Annotated in this window: 15 protein-coding genes; 6 read left to right on the plus strand and 9 right to left on the minus strand. The window is 56.4% G+C overall.

The genetic code is table 11. The features are described 5' to 3' along the window. Positions 1 to 167: 167 nt before the first annotated feature. Genes modA through HH216_RS10635 form a run of 3 tightly spaced genes read left to right on the plus strand, consistent with a single transcriptional unit; the run spans position 168 to position 2,385 of the window. A complete protein-coding gene (modA, locus tag HH216_RS10625) occupies positions 168 to 908 on the plus strand; it encodes a molybdate ABC transporter substrate-binding protein (protein WP_169550798.1) in 741 nt (246 codons plus the stop codon). Positions 909 to 916: 8 nt separating this feature from the next. Continuing rightward, a complete protein-coding gene (modB, locus tag HH216_RS10630; protein ID WP_169550799.1) occupies positions 917 to 1,582 on the plus strand; it encodes a molybdate ABC transporter permease subunit in 666 nt (221 codons plus the stop codon). Further along, positions 1,579 to 2,385 carry an ABC transporter ATP-binding protein gene (locus tag HH216_RS10635; RefSeq protein ID WP_169550800.1) on the plus strand — a complete coding sequence of 269 codons (807 nt, stop codon included), beginning with the start codon at positions 1,579 to 1,581 and terminating at the stop codon, positions 2,383 to 2,385. The genes modB and HH216_RS10635 overlap by 4 nt, the downstream gene beginning before the upstream one ends. Positions 2,386 to 2,471: 86 nt before the next feature. Here the strand turns inward: HH216_RS10635 and HH216_RS10640 are convergent, their stop codons facing one another. The 7 genes from HH216_RS10640 to fmt form a co-directional block, all read right to left on the minus strand. Beyond that, positions 2,472 to 3,425, minus strand: a complete 954-nt coding sequence (locus tag HH216_RS10640; RefSeq protein ID WP_169550801.1) for an aldo/keto reductase — start codon at positions 3,423 to 3,425, stop codon at positions 2,472 to 2,474. 108 nt (positions 3,426 to 3,533) lie between these two features. Further along, entirely contained in the window at positions 3,534 to 4,301 is a 768-nt protein-coding gene (locus HH216_RS10645; protein WP_169550802.1) for an SGNH/GDSL hydrolase family protein, read from the minus strand. A gap of 261 nt (positions 4,302 to 4,562) precedes the next feature. Continuing rightward, the gene (gene guaB / locus HH216_RS10650) at positions 4,563 to 6,035 is read right to left on the minus strand and encodes an IMP dehydrogenase (RefSeq protein ID WP_169550803.1); all 1,473 of its coding nucleotides are present in this window, start codon (positions 6,033 to 6,035) and stop codon (positions 4,563 to 4,565) included. Between the two features lie 108 nt (positions 6,036 to 6,143). Next, on the minus strand, positions 6,144 to 6,950 hold the full coding sequence (locus HH216_RS10655; protein WP_169550804.1) for an RpnC/YadD family protein: 807 nt from the start codon (positions 6,948 to 6,950) through the stop codon (positions 6,144 to 6,146). Between the two features lie 41 nt (positions 6,951 to 6,991). Continuing rightward, on the minus strand, positions 6,992 to 7,498 hold the full coding sequence (locus HH216_RS10660) for a dihydrofolate reductase (protein WP_169550805.1): 507 nt from the start codon (positions 7,496 to 7,498) through the stop codon (positions 6,992 to 6,994). 100 nt (positions 7,499 to 7,598) lie between these two features. After that, complete coding sequence (locus HH216_RS10665; protein WP_169550806.1) at positions 7,599 to 8,588, minus strand: polysaccharide deacetylase family protein; 990 nt, start codon at positions 8,586 to 8,588, stop codon at positions 7,599 to 7,601. A gap of 176 nt (positions 8,589 to 8,764) precedes the next feature. Then, entirely contained in the window at positions 8,765 to 9,688 is a 924-nt protein-coding gene (fmt, locus tag HH216_RS10670; RefSeq protein ID WP_254448775.1) for a methionyl-tRNA formyltransferase, read from the minus strand. Positions 9,689 to 9,987: 299 nt separating this feature from the next. Here fmt and greA point away from each other — a divergent pair, with 299 nt between their 5' ends. Both greA and HH216_RS10680 read left to right on the plus strand, forming a co-directional pair. Next, entirely contained in the window at positions 9,988 to 10,461 is a 474-nt protein-coding gene (gene greA, locus HH216_RS10675; RefSeq protein ID WP_169550807.1) for a transcription elongation factor GreA, read from the plus strand. 86 nt (positions 10,462 to 10,547) lie between these two features. Further along, complete coding sequence (locus HH216_RS10680; protein ID WP_169550808.1) at positions 10,548 to 10,943, plus strand: HIT family protein; 396 nt, start codon at positions 10,548 to 10,550, stop codon at positions 10,941 to 10,943. Between the two features lie 73 nt (positions 10,944 to 11,016). Here HH216_RS10680 and HH216_RS10685 read toward each other — a convergent pair whose 3' ends face one another. Next, on the minus strand, positions 11,017 to 11,934 hold the full coding sequence (locus tag HH216_RS10685; protein ID WP_169550809.1) for a metallophosphoesterase family protein: 918 nt from the start codon (positions 11,932 to 11,934) through the stop codon (positions 11,017 to 11,019). 411 nt (positions 11,935 to 12,345) lie between these two features. Continuing rightward, positions 12,346 to 15,081 (minus strand): DUF5686 family protein, encoded by a 2,736-nt coding sequence (locus HH216_RS10690; RefSeq protein WP_169550810.1) that lies wholly within the window; start codon positions 15,079 to 15,081, stop codon positions 12,346 to 12,348. A 120-nt stretch (positions 15,082 to 15,201) separates the two neighbouring features. On the opposite strand from HH216_RS10690, the gene HH216_RS10695 reads away from it, so the two are divergent. Continuing rightward, positions 15,202 to 16,554 (plus strand): M24 family metallopeptidase, encoded by a 1,353-nt coding sequence (locus HH216_RS10695; RefSeq protein WP_169550811.1) that lies wholly within the window; start codon positions 15,202 to 15,204, stop codon positions 16,552 to 16,554. Positions 16,555 to 16,660: the final 106 nt, after the last annotated feature.

Consider the following 16,660-nt stretch of genomic DNA (forward strand, 5'->3'; position numbering starts at 1 on the left):
ACAAGTAACACTGATTCGACCTACGGGCTTATTATAAACCAATTAAGAAAGCGTTTTGGGCCAGCTACCCCGGCGGGCGCGGGCCATTCACTAGCCTGACAAGCGTAATCCAGACGGCCTCGTTATATTTGGCAGGAAATAGCGAAAAAGACTTCGCAAACGAACCGATGAAAAAAATACTCCTGCTGCTCCTCCTGTTGCCGGGGCTGGTGCAGGCCCAGAAGTTACGGGTAGCCGTGGCCGCCAATGCGCAGTTTGTGATGGAAGCGTTGAAGGCGGCTTTCCAAAAACAGACGGGCCAGCAACTGGAAACCATTGTCGGCTCGTCGGGCAAGCTGACGACGCAGATTCAGCAGGGCGCCCCGTACGACGTGTTTCTGTCGGCCGACATGAGTTATCCAACCGCACTGCATGAGCAGAAACTAACGCTGACTGCTCCGGTCGTGTACGGGTACGGCTCACTGGTGCTCTGGACCCTCGGCGACCTGCCGCTGTCTGCGAATCTGTCGGTTCTGCTCAACCCAACCGTGCGGCACATTGCTATCGCCAATCCGAAAGTGGCACCCTATGGCGAAGCCGCTATGACCTTGCTGAACAAGCGAAAGCTAACCGGCAAAGTCCAGCCCAAAATCGTGTATGGCGAAAGCATATCGCAGGTCAACCAATATTTGCTGACGGGTGCCGCCGATGTGTGCTTTACGGCCAAATCCGTCGTGCTCGACCCGGCTATGAAAGGCAAAGGCCATTGGGTCGATCTGCCGTCTGGGTACGAACCCATCGCGCAGGGGGTGGTGGTGTTGCAGCGTACGACACAGCCTAAACTCGCGCAACAGTTCATCACGTTTCTGCGCAGTCCAGCCGCCCAACGTATCTTCCAGCAATTCGGCTACAAGCTGCCCACGACCTGATTCTGCCTATGCCCATCGACTGGGAACCCATCTGGCTCACGCTCCGGCTTGCCAGCATCACAACGATTCTATTGCTACTAATTGGCATACCACTGGCGGGCTGGCTGGCTCTGAGTCGGTTCCGGCTCAAAGCCGTTGTTGAAGCGCTCGTCAGCCTGCCGATTGTGCTACCACCGTCGGTGGTTGGCTTTTACCTACTGCTGGCGTTTAGCCCCACGAGTGGGCTGGGGGCGTGGCTGCTGCGCACATTCGATGTGCAGCTGGTTTTTTCGTTTCCGGGGCTAGTCGTCGCGTCGATTCTGTACAGCTTACCGTTCATGGTTCACCCGATTCAGGCGGGGCTTGAAAACCTGCCGGTTTCGTGGCGCGAAGCGTCTTACACGCTGGGGCAATCGCCGGTGCGTACGTTCTGGCGGGTGCTGCTGCCCAACTGCAAACCGGCTTTGCTGACGGGTATCGTGCTGTCGTTTGCGCACACGATTGGCGAATTCGGGCTGGTACTGATGATCGGTGGCAACCTACCGGGGCAGACGCGGGTAGCGTCGATCGCCATTTACGACGAGGTCGAACAACTGCACTTCGAGACGGCACACACCTACGCGGCTCTGCTGTTGGGGCTGTCGTTCGTGATTCTCCTGCTGGTGTACGCCATCAACAAACGCGTCACGATATGATCGACATCGCCCTGACAATGCCCCGGCTTTTCTCGGAAGGCACCGGCCTGCTCGACCTGCAACTGACGCTCGAAACCGGTAGCCTGACCGCGTTGACGGGGCCGTCGGGGTCGGGAAAAACGACGGTACTGCGGTTGCTGGCGGGGCTTGACAAACCCACGCAGGGCCGCATCGCGGTTGATGACGCCACCTGGCTCGATACGGCACAACACATTAGTCTGCCACCGCAGCAGCGATCGGTCGGTTACGTGTTTCAGGATTCGGCCCTGTTCCCAAACCTGACGGTGCGCGGTAATGTGGCCTACGCAGCCCCGGCCGGGCAAGCGAAACGGGTTGACGAATTGATCGATGCAACGGGCATCCGGCCCTTTGCCGATCAGAAACCGGCGCGACTGTCGGGTGGGCAGCGGCAGCGGGTGGCGTTGGCGCGTGCGCTCGTTCGTCGGCCGCAACTGCTGCTGCTCGATGAACCCTTTGCTGCGCTGGATGCCGACTCATCCCAATCGCTACGTACCGTGCTGCTCGACCTGCACCGGCAGTGGGGTACGACGACGTTGCTGGTCAGTCATTACGACGCCGATGTCCGCGCCCTTGCTGACCGGGTCGTTCACCTGCAACAGGGTCGTGTTGTGCGGGATACGACGGTTGCTAATCTGCCCGCGCCTTCGGGCGAACGCATTGAACGGATTACGTTTGATGAGTCGACACGGCAGTGGGTAATTGACACGGCTACGTCACAGTTCCGGTCATCTAACCCCGACTGGCAGCGCTTTTCCGTCGGCGATCAAATTCGGATTCAATAGTTTTTTCAACACAGAGGCACGGAGAACACGAAGAAACATACTATGCTTCGTGTACGCCGTGCCTCTGTGTTGAAAAAAAACAGCTCTTAGTACGCGCTGGCGTCGGTCAATGTCTTGATTGCGTCATCGTCCAGCGATAGTTCGGCGGCTTTGGCGAGGTCCTGCCATTGGTCTACTTCCGACGCGCTCACGATGGGTGCCGTGATCGACGGGCGGGCGATGAGCCACGCCAGTGACACCTGCGCGGGTGTGGCGTTGTAGCGTTCTGATACCGCGTCGAGGGCGTTCAGAATTGCGTAGCCACGGTCGTTGAGGTATTTTTTTGTGATGCCTCCACCGCGCGGACTCTTCGACGCGTCGGCTTCCGACCGGTACTTGCCCGACAGAAATCCACTCGCCAACGACGAATACGGAATAACGCTCAGGCCGTATTCCTGACAGATCGGCTCGTACTGCGTTTCGTAGTGTTCCCGGCTGAACAGGTTGTACTCGGGTTGCAGGCACTGATAGGCCGGGTATTTCTGCTGCGCACTGACCGACAACGACTGCCGCAGCCGATCCGGCTCCATATTCGACGCGCCGATGACCCGCACCTTTCCGGCTTTCACCAGATCGGCCAGCGCACCCAGCGTTTCCTCGACCGACGTGTCCAGATCATCGAAGTGGGTCTGGTAGAGGTCGATGTAGTCGGTTTGGAGCCGTTGCAGCGACGCGTCGACCGCCTGCCGGACGTACGCAGCCGACAACCCTTTTTTATCGGGACCCATCTCCGCGCCCAGCTTCGTTGCGATAACGACTTTCTCGCGATTGTTGCGCGCGCTGAGCCATTGCCCGATAATCGTCTCCGACTCTCCACCTTCGTTGCCCGGCACCCAGCGCGAGTACACGTCGGCGGTGTCGATCAGATTAAAACCCGTGTCGAGAAAAGCGTCGAGGAGTTTGAATGAGGTGGCTTTGTCGGCTGTCCAGCCGAACACGTTACCGCCGAAGGCCAGCGGTGCTATCGACAGGTCAGAACTACCAATGGTCCGGTATTCCATAGCGTTGATTAGGTTAAGACTGGTCGTTTGCCCGACCGGCCGTTTATACAACCCGTCAGCCTATGGGTCAGTTTTAAGAAATAAGTGACAACCCCACCTGACGATTGGCTACACTGAAACCAGGTCGCGGTGCAGGTCGACTACGCAGGGTAGTTCGCTCAGAAATAGGGCCAGTACCATATGCCCCAGACTGTTGAGGTGAACGCCGTCGGCCTGAAAAAACGCCGGGTGCTTGGGAATGGCGTCAAACGTGTCGGCCACGGTAAACGACCGCTCGATGGCACTATCGACGATGAACGAATGGCACTGACACCGGAGCCAGTAATCGACTTTGTTCAGGGTGGGGAAGGGCGTCAGTACGATAATTTTGTCGCGGAAGGGGGCCAGTTGGGTAAACGCATCCCCCAGTTGCTGCCGAAACGTCGCCAGGTATGGAACCTCCTTGTACAGAAGCTGATACGCTTGCAGCATCGCCGTCTTGGCACCGTCGCGCCACACGCAGCGACGCGACAGATGAGCGGCTTTATGAATTTTCTCCGGGCCAAGGTGCGGTTTGGGCATCGCCGACGATTTATACACCGATGCGTCTTTGGTCGGTGCCAGTGCGCGGGAGCTAAACAGCGTCGAAAACGGCTGTCGCCACGACAGTTCGTAGTGACCCAGTTGCAGTACGATCAGATCAGCCGCCTGCATGTCGGCCCGATACTGGCAGATCAGGCTGTCGATGTGTTCCAGCTTGACCATGCTCAGGCAGTGTAGCTGTACCGGTTCCTGCGCTGCGGTTTCCAGATGAATAGCCCATTGGCGGGCAAAACTGAGATGTGCCTGAACGCCATAGTTGCCCGTGTGGCACCCACCAATTGCTAGAATATTCATGAGTCTGGGTGTGTTGAACGCTTGTATGGTTGAGTACGCCCTGTGCGCGCTGATTCGTTGCCTGTCTATAACGCTAAAGACGCCTACTAATCGCTCACTCCTCAATAAGGTGATTGTACGGAGCCATATTTCACTAAAGTTTAATTGTGGGCTCAAAAACGCATTAAAAAAGGAGCCACCCCACTGGTTCGGGATGGCTCCTGCTGGTTTAGTCGAAATTAAACAGACAACGGCAAACACCAGCTGCCGAAAATCGCCTGCCTACCGCGCCGAATAGTTGGGCGCTTCTTTCTGAATCTGAATGTCGTGGGGATGGCTCTCGCGCGAACCGGCCGTGGTAATTTTTACGAATTTGGCCTCCTGCAACGCCGTGATGGTACCCGCACCGCAGTAGCCCATGCCCGCTTTCAAACCGCCGACCATCTGGTAAATGATCTCCGACACGCGCCCTTTGTACGGCACCCGCCCGACGATACCTTCCGGCACCAGCTTCTTGATGTCGTCTTCGGCATCCTGGAAATAGCGGTCTTTGGAGCCATCTTCCATCGCTTCCACCGAACCCATGCCCCGGTACGTCTTAAACCGACGACCTTCGTACAATACCACTTCGCCGGGGGCTTCTTCCGTCCCGGCCAGCAGCGACCCGATCATAACCGTACTGGCACCGCCCGCAATAGCTTTGGTGATGTCGCCCGAAAAGCGAATACCACCATCGGCAATGACTGGAACGTCGGTGTCTTTCAGGGCCAGCGCGGCTTCGTAGACGGCCGTCAGCTGCGGCATTCCAATACCGGCAATAATCCGCGTGGTACAGATACTTCCCGGACCAACGCCCACTTTCACGGCGTCGGCACCGGCATCGGCGAGGGCTTTGGCACCCGCACCCGTCGCGACGTTTCCGGCGATAACCTGTAGGTTCGGAAACTGCTGTTTGATGTTGCGAACGGCATCCAGCACCCCTTTCGAGTGGCCGTGCGCCGTATCGACGCTAATCACGTCGACGCCCGCTTTGACGAGGGCTTCGATACGCCGGGTCAGGTCGGGCGTTACGCCGACAGCGGCCCCGACGCGCAGCCGACCCAGTTCGTCTTTGCAGGCGTTGGGGTGGCTTTTCTTCTTCAGGATGTCTTTGTAGGTAATCAGGCCCACCAGCTTGTACTGCGCATCGACGATGGGCAGTTTCTCAATGCGGTGTTCCTGCAAAATGCTTTCGGCTTCTTCGAGCGTCAGGCCCGCGTCGGCCGTAATCAGGTTTTCGCGGGTCATAATGTCGGTGACGGGCCGCGAAAGGTCGTTCTGGAAACGCAGGTCGCGGTTGGTCAGGATACCGACCAGCTTGTTGTCGGCGTCGACAACGGGAATACCGCCGATCTTGAACTCGCGCATGATCTTGAGCGCGTCGGACAAGGAGGAGTCCTGCTGAAGCGTGATGGGGTCGATGATCATCCCACTTTCCGAGCGTTTCACCTTGCGGACCTGCTCGGCCTGCGCTTCAACGCTCATGTTTTTGTGGATGATGCCGATACCGCCCTCCTGCGCCATCGCAATGGCGAGTGCCGACTCCGTAACGGTGTCCATAGCCGCCGAAATAAGCGGAACGTTCAGCCGGATGCTGCGGGTAAGCTGGGTAACAGTGGTGGTATCGCGGGGGAGTACTTCTGAGTAAGCGGGCAGAAGCAGTACGTCGTCGTAGGTGAGAGCCTCGTAGAGAAACTTGCTGGAATCTAAGCTCATGGCAAATAGCAGGTGTTGTTATTTGCCGGACAAAACTACGACAAACTCCCCGATTTATCGCCGTAGTGCAGATAATTTAACACAGCTATGCCAGCCGTATCAGGTCAGCTAATCTACCTCACCACTCTGTTTCCGCTGAACCGTACGGACGAATTCGACAGGTACCCCGGTAAGATCAGCGATTTTCTCGGCCGAGAAATCCGTGTTCGTCAACAGATTGCTGATGATTTTAGCTTCCGTACGTTCTTGTCCCCGGATGTAGAGAAAGTCTTTTTCTTCCTTGAAAAACGAAGCGATACTGTCCATGACGGTTGTTAAATTTATGTCTAAGTTACGTAGCTGAGTCAGTATCCGCAACTGATTGATATGCCTTTTCAGCGACAGATCGCTTTCGGTGGTTTCGCTTATTCGCTGAACAATCTGGGTCAGGACGTCAATTGCGTTGTTGCCATGAAAATCGGCCAGCACGGCCAATACCACTTCTTCGGGTCGTTCCGAGCGCAAAAACAACCGGTAGTCGAGTTGAGCGAACGAAATGAGCGAAAACTCGAACTGCATTCTCCGGTGGGTAAGCCGTACGGGCATTGTCGGTTTTGACGACCCTAGAAAAATGACAAACTGCTCAACAGGTAATGCATATTTCCGGCTTAGCATAACGTAGTATTCCGCCATGCGGTAAACCATCTGCGATTCATCGGCTAGCTGAAACTCGATCTGAAGCACAAACGTGTTGCCCTGAACATCGGTAACGCGCTTCAATACATCGGGTTTTCGCTCCTTCGTGTGCTGAACATCGTCCGGCAGTTCTTCCGTCGACGCGGCCTCAATACCAAGTACGTTCTGTATCAGACTTGGTATGATTGCTTCCAGGTTTTCCCGGAAAATTTTATCGTACTGACCGGCTTGTTTGCCCATTTCGTACTAACGCAGCGGTGGTAATAAACACCGTTTCGACCTTACACGCGCTCGTAGGTCACGAAGTCGAAGGCGGCTTCGTGGCGGTCGTCGGCGGGGTGTGGGGTGCGGGCGGTTTCGCGCCATTGACTGCGGTCGAAGTTGGGGAAGCGGGTGTCGCCGTCGTAGTCGCGGTGGATTTCCGTCAGGTATAGCGTCGTCGCGACGGGCAGGGACAGCGCGTAGATTTCGGCCCCGCCGATCACGAAAATCTCGTCGGTGTTGGCTTTGCGGGCTTCGGTGAGCGCATCGTCCAGCGTCGTGACGCAGGTGGCACCGGGCATCTCGTAGTCGGTTTGTCGGGTGATGACGATGTTCGTCCGGTTGGGCAGCGGCTTACCCAGCGCATCCATCGATTTGCGGCCCATGATGATCGGGTGATGGCTTGTTTTGCGCTTGAAAAACGCGAAATCGTCGGGCAGGTGCCACGGCAAATCGGGTGTTCCGTCGGGCTTGTTCCGACCAATCATGCCGTTCTGTGCGACGGCGGCAATGAGGCTAATTTTCATGTTGTTTAAAGAGCGAAAGAGCGAAAGAATGAAAGAGTGATTTTTAGCGCCATCGCTCCGCTTCGGCGGTCCGATTTCACTCTTTCATTCTTTCGCTCTTTCACATTTTTTTGCGTCGTTCTATCAGTTCGCGCCATGTGGTCAGGATGATGCCTTCCTGTTTAATGTACTGCCGCAGGGCGGGGTCGAGCATGGCGAGCCGGTCGCCGTCGCGGGTGGGGCCGGAGGTGCTGATCTGATCGAACGTTGGGGTACGAAGCGTTGCGTGCAGAATGATGTAGGTCAGGCCGGGTTGGGCGGCTTTGAGCAGGCTAATAAATCGCTGCGTTTTATAGCGTTGCAGGTTGGCTTCCGTCATGGGTATACCGGCGGGGAGTTCCCAGCCGTAGCTGCTGCCGTCGAGGTCGTCGAATACGGGCAGACCAGCGTTCCAAAGCTGCTGCCCCAGTTGCCGGACCATCTGCTGCATCGCGGGCGGCACCTTGCTGACCTGACTAATCAGCGTTGCGTGGCCCCCCGGAAACAGAATCGGGATTTTTTCCTCCATCGCCACCTTGGCGTATCGCCCGATGAATTTGGGTTCGAACAGCGTTCCCATGTGCGAGTCCATGTGCGTAGGCTGGATGCCGAACGCCCGAAACCGCGCCAGTTGCGCCCGGATCTCGGTTTCAACTTCGTCGGCCGACGCGTGTTCCACCACCTGCGCCACCGAATGCCAGCATGCCCCCTGTTCGTCGTACAGGCCCGGTGCTTTGTCGCGACCCGTCAGCGGTGCCCAGCGGTAGCTGTCCCACTCGGAAGTCAGTGTCAGATGCACACCCGCGTCGGTGTTGGGTTTGGTTTTGAGGTAGGCGAAAAACTGCGGTACCCAGCCGCAGGGCATCATAACGCTGGTCGAGTTGGCGATGCCTTTGTCGAGTGTCTGTATGGTTCCGGCGTTCGACTCGTAGCTCATCCCCGCATCATCGACGTGCAGGATAACGACTTTTTTACCCTTCGGAAAGCCTAACTTTTCCGCATACGTCGGCTCGGTCTGCGCCGACAGCGTATGTGTAATAAGCAACGATAGGAGTAGACAAATTCGATGCATAACGGGTATGGACAGGATTACAGGATTCGAGGGTAGCCTTTTTTGTCATCCCGACGACAGGAGGGATCTTCGCTAGGTGCAAACAAAACCGCCTGTTAGCGAAGATCCCTCGCAGGCTCGGGATGACAAAAAGGCTTCTCCATTCAATCACTCAATCATTCTGTCATTCAAAATTGTTACAATCGGTTGCCGCGCAAAAACTCCTCGGCGGTCATACGTCGTTTGCCCTCTGCCTGTAGCGACTCGACAGACAGCCATCCATCGGTAGCCCGGACCAGAATCTGCTTTTTCTCGTCGGTCCAGGCTTGACCCGGTTCGGCGGCCAGGGGCGAGTCGTTGGCTACAGATACGGCGTAAATTTTAAAGAACCGGTCGTTAATCATCGTCCATGCAGCCGGGTAGGGCGACAGGCCCCGCACGAAATTGCGGATGGTGTGAACCGATTGATTCCAGTCGATGCGGGTGCTGTCGCGGCTCAGTTTGGGGGCCGCTTTCAGTTCGTCAGAATGGGATTGGGGCGTGGGCGTGTATTCGTTCGCTTCGATGGCCCGCACCGTTTTCAGCACCAGATCGGCCCCGCGTTCCATCAGGCGGTCGTGCAACGTTCCGGCGGTATCGTCGGGGTAGATCGGCTCGCGGTCGCTGAACAGCAGTTGCCCCGTGTCGATCTCTTTTTCGATAAAGAAAGTCGTGACGCCCGTTTCGGTTTCGCCGTTGATGATGGCCCAGTTGATCGGCGCGGCTCCTCGGTACTGCGGTAGCAGCGATCCGTGCAGGTTCAAGGTTCCGACGGTTGGCATGGCCCACACCACTTCGGGTAGCATTCGGAACGCGACAACCACTTGCAGATCAGCTTTGTAACTGGCTAATTCATCAAGGAAAGCGGGGTCGCGCAGGCGTTCGGGTTGCAGCACGGGTAAATTGGCGGCAAGGGCGGCTTTTTTCACCGGTGACGGCGTAAGTTGCAGCCCACGGCCCGATGGCCGGTCGGGCGCGGTGATGACCGCAACGACGTGGCAACCAGCTCCCAACAGCCGTTGCAGGGTGGTTACGGCGAAGTCGGGCGTACCCATAAATACGATACGGAGTGGAGAAGGCATAGACGGGGTAAATTTGGGGCGGTCGATAAATCGGCTGTTGACATCGCCCGGAAGTTTCTTATTTTTGTCTCACAGACGCGCCGGAGACGGCGCGTTTCGTCCGTTAGAACAGACCAATGGTAACGCGTATGCGACGATCCTTTTATCCTGTTTCTGAACCGCTCGCTCCGGTACGCCGACGGCGACCCTGACGCGTCTGCAAAGAAAACCAATTTGGTTGCAGAACGGTCGGTAGGCCGTTTTTTTGTTTTTAACCCATTCCGCAGTTATCCCCAATATCAGTTAGTTATATAGTCATCATGGGAAAGATTTCATATTACACCGAAGAGGGCCTGAACCGGCTCAAAGCTGAACTCAACGAACTCAAAACCAAAGGCCGGGCGGCTATCGCCCACCAGATTGCCGAAGCCCGCGACAAAGGCGACCTCAGCGAAAACGCGGAGTACGATGCCGCTAAAGACGCGCAGGGCCTGCACGAGCTGAAGATTTCCAAACTGGAAGATGTACTGTCGAACGCCCGCATCCTCGACGAATCGACCATCGATACGTCGCAGGTGTCGGTACTGTCGAAAGTGAAGATTCGGAATAAGAAAAACGGTGCCGAGATGAACTACACGCTTGTGTCGGAAGAGGAAGCCGATCTGAAAGCGGGTCGTATTTCGGTTAGTTCGCCTATCGGCAAAGGGCTGCTCGGCAAGCGTGTCGGCGACGTGGCGCAGATCACCGTCCCCGCCGGCGTGCTGGAGTTTGACGTTGTCGATATTAGCCGGTAAATCGTTAGTTTAAGGTTTGTAGTTTAACGTTTAAGGTTGGCTGACGCGACATTAAACGTTAAACTTTGAACATCAAACCCCCAAAAATGCCCTCTATATTCTCCCGTATCGTGGCTGGTGAGATACCGGCGCATAAGATTGCCGAAACCAACGAGTTTCTGGCGTTTCTGGACGTGATGCCCACCACGACGGGCCATACGCTCGTCATTCCTAAACAGGGAGTCGACTACATTTTCGATCTGGACGACGCGACCTATGCGGGTCTGATGGCGTTCGCGAAAACGGTGGCGGCAGCGGTGGAGAAAGCGATTCCGTGTCAGCGTATAGGCGTTGCCGTTGTCGGGCTGGAAGTGCCCCACGCGCACGTTCACCTGATTCCGCTCAACAGCATGGCCGACATGGATTTCAGCCACAAACTAGAACCCCGCCCCACCGCCGATGAGTTAGCCGCAACGGCGGAGCAGATCAGACTTTGTCTGTAGTTTAAGGTTTGTCGTTCAAGGTTTAAGGTTCCTCCGGATGGCAACCTTAAACCTTGAACGACAAACTTTAAACCTAATAATTCACATACTGATTCACCACCGAGCCGTCGCTGTAGAGGTCGACGAGGGCGTAGCCGGCGGCTGTGTGATGATACTTGCCGAACCACCACGCCCCACTTACGGCCCCGTTGCAGAAGTACGACACGCCGTCGTAATCGACCCGATCGACGAGGTGAATGTGGCCACTCAGCGCCGATTTGACGTTCGTATACTTGTGAAACAGGTTCGTCAGCCGGACGGTGTCGCTGTGCATCCACCGCGCCGGAACGCTCCAGTTTTCGTCGGCAAATCGTTGACCGTCGAAGAATACGCAGGCCGCCAGAATCGGCACGTGCGAGACGACTAGTACCGGCGTCTGCTCGGGAACCGCTTTCAAATCTGCTTCGAGCCAGTGGTATTGCTCATCGTCGAGATGCGCGGTGTACCAGCTACCGTCGGCTTTGGGCTGCACACTGTCAAGTACGACGATGTGCCAGCCTGCGCGGTCGACGCTGTAGTAACGGGTCGACATCTGTAGCTCGTCCATGGCCCACTGACGTCCGCCTGCAAACGCTTCTTTCGTTTCCTGCCGACACCAGATGTCGTGGTTGCCGACGCAGTTCAGAATGGGCAGGCTGTTTTCGCTGGTCAGTACCTGCCGGTAGAGTTCCCACTGCCGCTTCACGCTGTCGGCCTGCCGACCGTGTGCTTCCATGATTGCGTCGCCCCCGTTGATAATCAGGTCGGGTTTGTCGGGGAGGTTCTGCGCGTGGTGTAGGCAGCGTTCAAACCCTTTGGCGGCTCCCACCAGCGACTGCATATGCACGTCGGTGATGTGGGCGATACGCAGGACGCGCTGGGGGGTAGTGGTGGGTTGGGCGATGGCCCAGGGGGAGAGGGTGGTGGCCGCCAATCCGGCGCCCATTCGTCTGACAAGGTCCCGACGATTCATACCTGTACGATGGTTTGCACAAAGTAAGTGGATCGGGAAATGAGCTGTGTTACCGGCTGATTACGATTGCATTAGGAAATTACGATTAGACGAAAGACCCCACTCCAACCGAGCCGTCGAACCGCCCTCCCCGTCAGGGAGGGGTTTAAGTATTTTAAGTCGGCTAGCTCTCAGGGAGGGCTGTTTTACCCCTAAATCCCCTGAAGAGCAGGGCTGTTAAGTTCTTGATTCAAGGCTAACAATGGCCAAATTTTCTTTGGCCTGTTTACCCCCCAGCCCCCTGAAGGGGAGTGATCCATTGGCGGAATACTCCCCCTTCAGGGGCTGGGGGCAAAACAGCCTGGTTATAAAGTCAATTAATATACATCGTTCAAAATCCCTACAAGGGTATTCCTCATGAGATTATGTATGCTACTGCCGCCCAAACTTCAAGGTTGTGCCGATGCGGAAGCCGAGACCTTTATACTGAGCGTCCTGCCACTGCGAGATGACTTCGACGCGGAAGAAGGGCAGCACCTGCGGAATCAGCCCGTCCAGCCCGTAGCCGACTTCGGTGTAGTTGCGCGAGGCAGGAGTGGCGAGGTAGTGCACGAACACGTTTTCCTTCAGACCCAACAGCCGAAGAACCGTTAGCTGCGTCAGTACCAGTTGGCGGAATTCGCCCAGTAGGTGGCCTTCGGCGAAGCGTTTGCCAGTGCTGTACTGGTAATAGGGCAGCAGCCGGAATACCGATACCGGGTCGCCCTGTTGCAGGAAAAATTCGTTGCCCGCGAAGTGCTTGAAGTCGGGGAAGTATAGCTTCTTGTCGTTCAGGAAACTACCTGCGCTGACCTGATAACTCAGCCGACTGCGGATGCCCAGCTCGAACGAATGCGCCAGCGTCGCCTGTACGAAGTCGTAGCTGACCGGGTCGGCGGAGTTGACGCCCATGCCCTTCCGGTAGTTCAGCGTCAGCAGGGGGGCATCGTTGTCGCGCCGGGCTGTCCGACGACCGTTACGGATGGTGTATTCGGTGGCCCCCAGTCGTGCCGACGCCGTCAGGTTCAGCGTGACGAGCGAATGCACCGGGAAAGCCGTGCTGGCGAGTTCTTCGTTGACGGGCCGGTTGGGGGTATACGTCCGGTTGCGCCAGTCGATCAGCGGTTTGATGTTTTCTTTAAAGTTCTCCAGTTCGGTGCGTTGGGCGTATTCAAGGCTACCCGTCAGGGTTACGCGGCTTTGGAAGGGCGTGGCCGTAACCGTCAGATTGGCGAAGTCTTTCTGGTACAATTTCATGAAATTCCGCTCAAACAGCAGCGTTGTGATGCCGTTGAGCGCCGGGCTGATCGGGTTGTCGGGGTTATACTGAAACAGGTAGCGTCCGCCGGTCAGGTCGATGCGAGTGGCTTTGTGCCGGTAGCCTGCCTGCCCGTAGCCGATTAGATTCTGGCGACCAAACTGGTACCGGGCCGTACCGCCGACGCTCCATTCGCTGAGTGGTATTTTTACAAACCGGTTCACCGAATCGACGCGGGGGCGATAGCGTAACAGCAGCCCCAGCTCGGCGGTGTAGCCCTCAACGGTGTTGTAGTTCAACTGGCTCAGCGGACCGGTATAACTCAGCGACGTCGGTTTCGAGGGGTACCAGGTGTTGCCCATTAGCAGCTTACCAATCGTGATCGGTTTCGTCTTTTTCGCCGACGGATTCCCTGCCTTATTCAGGCTGTCGATCTTCGTTTTGTCCCCGGTTCGGATTACGCGCAGGCTGTCGTTCTTGCGGTAGCTGATACGCTCGTCCGATGTCAGCGGCACCGACCGTAGGGAGTCCCAGAAGGCCGTCGAGCGTTGGCGGGCCAGCGTGTCGATCACCAGCGAATCATCGCGCACCACGGTCACGTCGGCCCCCTGTTTTTTGCGGGTCTGCTTTTCCTGCTTCTCGTATTCCTTCATCATCTGGCGCAGGTTTTTGGTCGAAAACTCCTTTTGTTTCTGCACCAGATTATCGAATTGCTGCCCTTTGATGTCGCCTTTCGACAGGGTTTGCGCGGGTTGAGCCTTCTTTTCATCAACCACCTCAATGTCTTCCACAAAGGCCGGGTTTATCACAAACTCGTTGAAGGTCAGGTTGCGGACATATTGCGCGTTGCCCTTCACGCCCAGGTACGACCCCGCCCCGCTGTAGCGTTGGTTGGTCGGCATCCAGACGCCTTTGATCGGGCTGCACAGGTTGCGGATCGTGAACGAAATGCCGAGGCTCGACACCGTTTCGAGTTGCAGGCTATAGATCGCCCAGGTGTTTTCAATGATGAAAATCGTGCCGCGAAAGACGCCCTCGCCGTACTGCCGGGGAATCACCTGAATCTTGCTGACTTCAACCGGCCTGCCGTCGGGACCGTTTTCGCGGAAGGTGCCCTGATACTCGAACTTGTAGTAGCCAAACGCTTTGGGCGACAGGGGCGATACGGCCCCGGCCACGGTCGGACTGTAGAAGCTGACATTGTAAAACTGGCTCGGACTCAGGAAATCGCCCTGTGAATTGCGGTTGGCGATGACCCGTTGCCGGTAAATGTTGGGTTGCTGGAACGTCACTTCCGACACCGTTTCGTTCAGGATCGGTACGCCCACTTTGAAATTGGCGTCGCGTTCGGCTTCCTTCAATTGCTTGCGAAACAGCGACTCCGCCCCGAACGGCAGGTCGGTGATGGTGATAGTGGATTTGGTGTAAACACGGGCTTTGAATCGCTGCACCTGTAGTTGGTGAAACCGGCTCTTGGCAATGGCCCGGCGCATGATTGTATAAGCCGGATCTTCCTTCCCCGCCTTCGCCTGCACCTCGGCCAACCGCAGCGCCTGCTCGGTCAGCGTCACATCCAGCACCTTGTAGTCGTTACTGATCTCGACCGTTTTCTGGACGTTCTGAAAGCCGAGTGACTGAAACGTAATGGTATAGGCGCCGGGTGCCAGGGCAATGTCGTACCGGCCTTCGCTGTTGGTGATCGTGCCGGTTGGCCGGTCGTCGGCCGCGCTTTTGCGGACCACGACAGCCGCGTAGGGGAGGGCATCGCCCGCTGTACTTTTGACCAGTCCGCGCAGGCCGGTCGACGGTGTTTGGGCAAGTACCGATTGAAAAAAGAGGAAGGCGATGAGTGCCAGTAAGCAGCGGTGCATAGAACGGAGGAAGTAATCTGATCGCTATAACGATGCCGTGACCCCGAAATGGGTTGCTTCGCGAAAATTACTATCGGCACCAATTACCGCGTATCTTTCCAAAAATCGCCATTTCTCCGCATGAATCAACCGCTTTACCTGCTTCTTCTTGTACTTTTTATGGCAACGCGCTCCGTTGCCCAGTCGCCGACACCGACCGTTATTCTACCCGAACGGGAACGGGCGCGGGTTGTCGACGAGATTCTGGACGACCGGTTCACCAATTTGCTGCCCCAACTCATGCGTCGTGAAGGTATCGACATGTGGGTGATTATCTCACGCGAATACAACGAAGACCCGGTGCTGCGGACGATGCTGCCGAGCACGTGGCTGTCGGCCCGTCGCCGGACGATTATCGTGTTTTACGACAATGGGGAAGAACTGGAAAAGCTGGCCATTGCCCGCTACGACGTGGGGAACCTGCTGAAAGGAGCCTGGGACATCGACGTGCGGCCCAATCAGTGGGATGCGCTGGTGAACACAATACAGCAGCGGAAACCCAAAAAGATCGGGCTGAACATGTCGACCAATTACGCCCACGCCGACGGGCTGTCGAACACAGAGCACGACGAATTTTTGCAGAAGCTACCGGCGGAGTATCGGTCGCGGGTGGTGTCGGCGGAAAAGGTGGCGGTGGGCTGGCTCGAAACCCGCACGGCGAAAGAAATGGCGATATACCCGCTGATCTGCCGACTGTCGCACGAGATGATTCAGGAAGGGTTTTCGGAACAGGTTATTCAGCCCGGCATCACAACGACTGACGACGTAGTGTGGTGGTTTCGGCAGCGCATCACCAACCTCGGCCTCGATACCTGGTTTCACCCCACCGTCGACGTGCAGCGCGCCGATGATAAAGAATTTGAACACCTGCGTACATTCTCGAAGCGACCCGACAAGCAGATCATCATGCCCGGTGACCTGATTCACGTCGATTTTGGCATTACGTATCTGCGACTGAACACCGATCAGCAACAGCACGCGTACATCCTGCGCCCCGGCGAAACCGATGTGCCGGAGTCCATCAAAGCTGCATTTAAGCAAGGCAATCGCCTACAGGACATTCTGACTGAGCAATTCAAGGCGGGCCGGACGGGCAATCAGATGCTGCTGGCGGCCCTGGAGCAATCCAAAAAAGAAGGAATTACGGGTACGATTTACACGCACCCCATTGGCGTTCACGGTCATGCCGCCGGTCCGACGATTGGCTTGTGGGATCAGCAGAAGGGCGTTCCCGGTTCCGGCGATTACCCGCTGATGGCAAACACGGCCTATTCGATTGAGCTAAACGCGGCCGTCGAGATTCCCGAGTGGAAGAAAATCGTCCGGATTATGCTGGAAGAAGACGGCTTCTATGATGGGCAGACGTTCCGCTATATTGACGGTCGCCAAACGGAGATTTACACGATTCCGCGTAAGCTGGGGTATGTGAAATAGAGCGACGTATGCAAATATTAAAAATACAACATACGTTCAATAAATATCCAGCGAATGGTTTGGTTTTTCGCAGTACGTTTGAGGTTTCCAGATAATCAATTCTCTA

Origin of the sequence: Spirosoma rhododendri (genome assembly GCF_012849055.1) — a bacterium.
GTDB lineage: Bacteria > Bacteroidota > Bacteroidia > Cytophagales > Spirosomataceae > Spirosoma > Spirosoma rhododendri.

Bases quoted from the DNA above. Each gene is read 5' to 3' on its own strand.
- modA (WP_169550798.1), top strand. From the start codon at position 168: ATGAAAAAAATACTCCTGCTGCTCCTCCTGTTGCCGGGGCTGGTGCAG.
- modB (WP_169550799.1), top strand. From the start codon at position 917: ATGCCCATCGACTGGGAACCCATCTGGCTCACGCTCCGGCTTGCCAGC.
- HH216_RS10635 (WP_169550800.1), top strand. From the start codon at position 1,579: ATGATCGACATCGCCCTGACAATGCCCCGGCTTTTCTCGGAAGGCACC.
- HH216_RS10640 (WP_169550801.1), bottom strand. From the start codon at position 3,425: ATGGAATACCGGACCATTGGTAGTTCTGACCTGTCGATAGCACCGCTG.
- HH216_RS10645 (WP_169550802.1), bottom strand. From the start codon at position 4,301: ATGAATATTCTAGCAATTGGTGGGTGCCACACGGGCAACTATGGCGTT.
- guaB (WP_169550803.1), bottom strand. From the start codon at position 6,035: ATGAGCTTAGATTCCAGCAAGTTTCTCTACGAGGCTCTCACCTACGAC.
- HH216_RS10655 (WP_169550804.1), bottom strand. From the start codon at position 6,950: ATGGGCAAACAAGCCGGTCAGTACGATAAAATTTTCCGGGAAAACCTG.
- HH216_RS10660 (WP_169550805.1), bottom strand. From the start codon at position 7,498: ATGAAAATTAGCCTCATTGCCGCCGTCGCACAGAACGGCATGATTGGT.
- HH216_RS10665 (WP_169550806.1), bottom strand. From the start codon at position 8,588: ATGCATCGAATTTGTCTACTCCTATCGTTGCTTATTACACATACGCTG.
- fmt (WP_254448775.1), bottom strand. From the start codon at position 9,688: ATGCCTTCTCCACTCCGTATCGTATTTATGGGTACGCCCGACTTCGCC.
- greA (WP_169550807.1), top strand. From the start codon at position 9,988: ATGGGAAAGATTTCATATTACACCGAAGAGGGCCTGAACCGGCTCAAA.
- HH216_RS10680 (WP_169550808.1), top strand. From the start codon at position 10,548: ATGCCCTCTATATTCTCCCGTATCGTGGCTGGTGAGATACCGGCGCAT.
- HH216_RS10685 (WP_169550809.1), bottom strand. From the start codon at position 11,934: ATGAATCGTCGGGACCTTGTCAGACGAATGGGCGCCGGATTGGCGGCC.
- HH216_RS10690 (WP_169550810.1), bottom strand. From the start codon at position 15,081: ATGCACCGCTGCTTACTGGCACTCATCGCCTTCCTCTTTTTTCAATCG.
- HH216_RS10695 (WP_169550811.1), top strand. From the start codon at position 15,202: ATGAATCAACCGCTTTACCTGCTTCTTCTTGTACTTTTTATGGCAACG.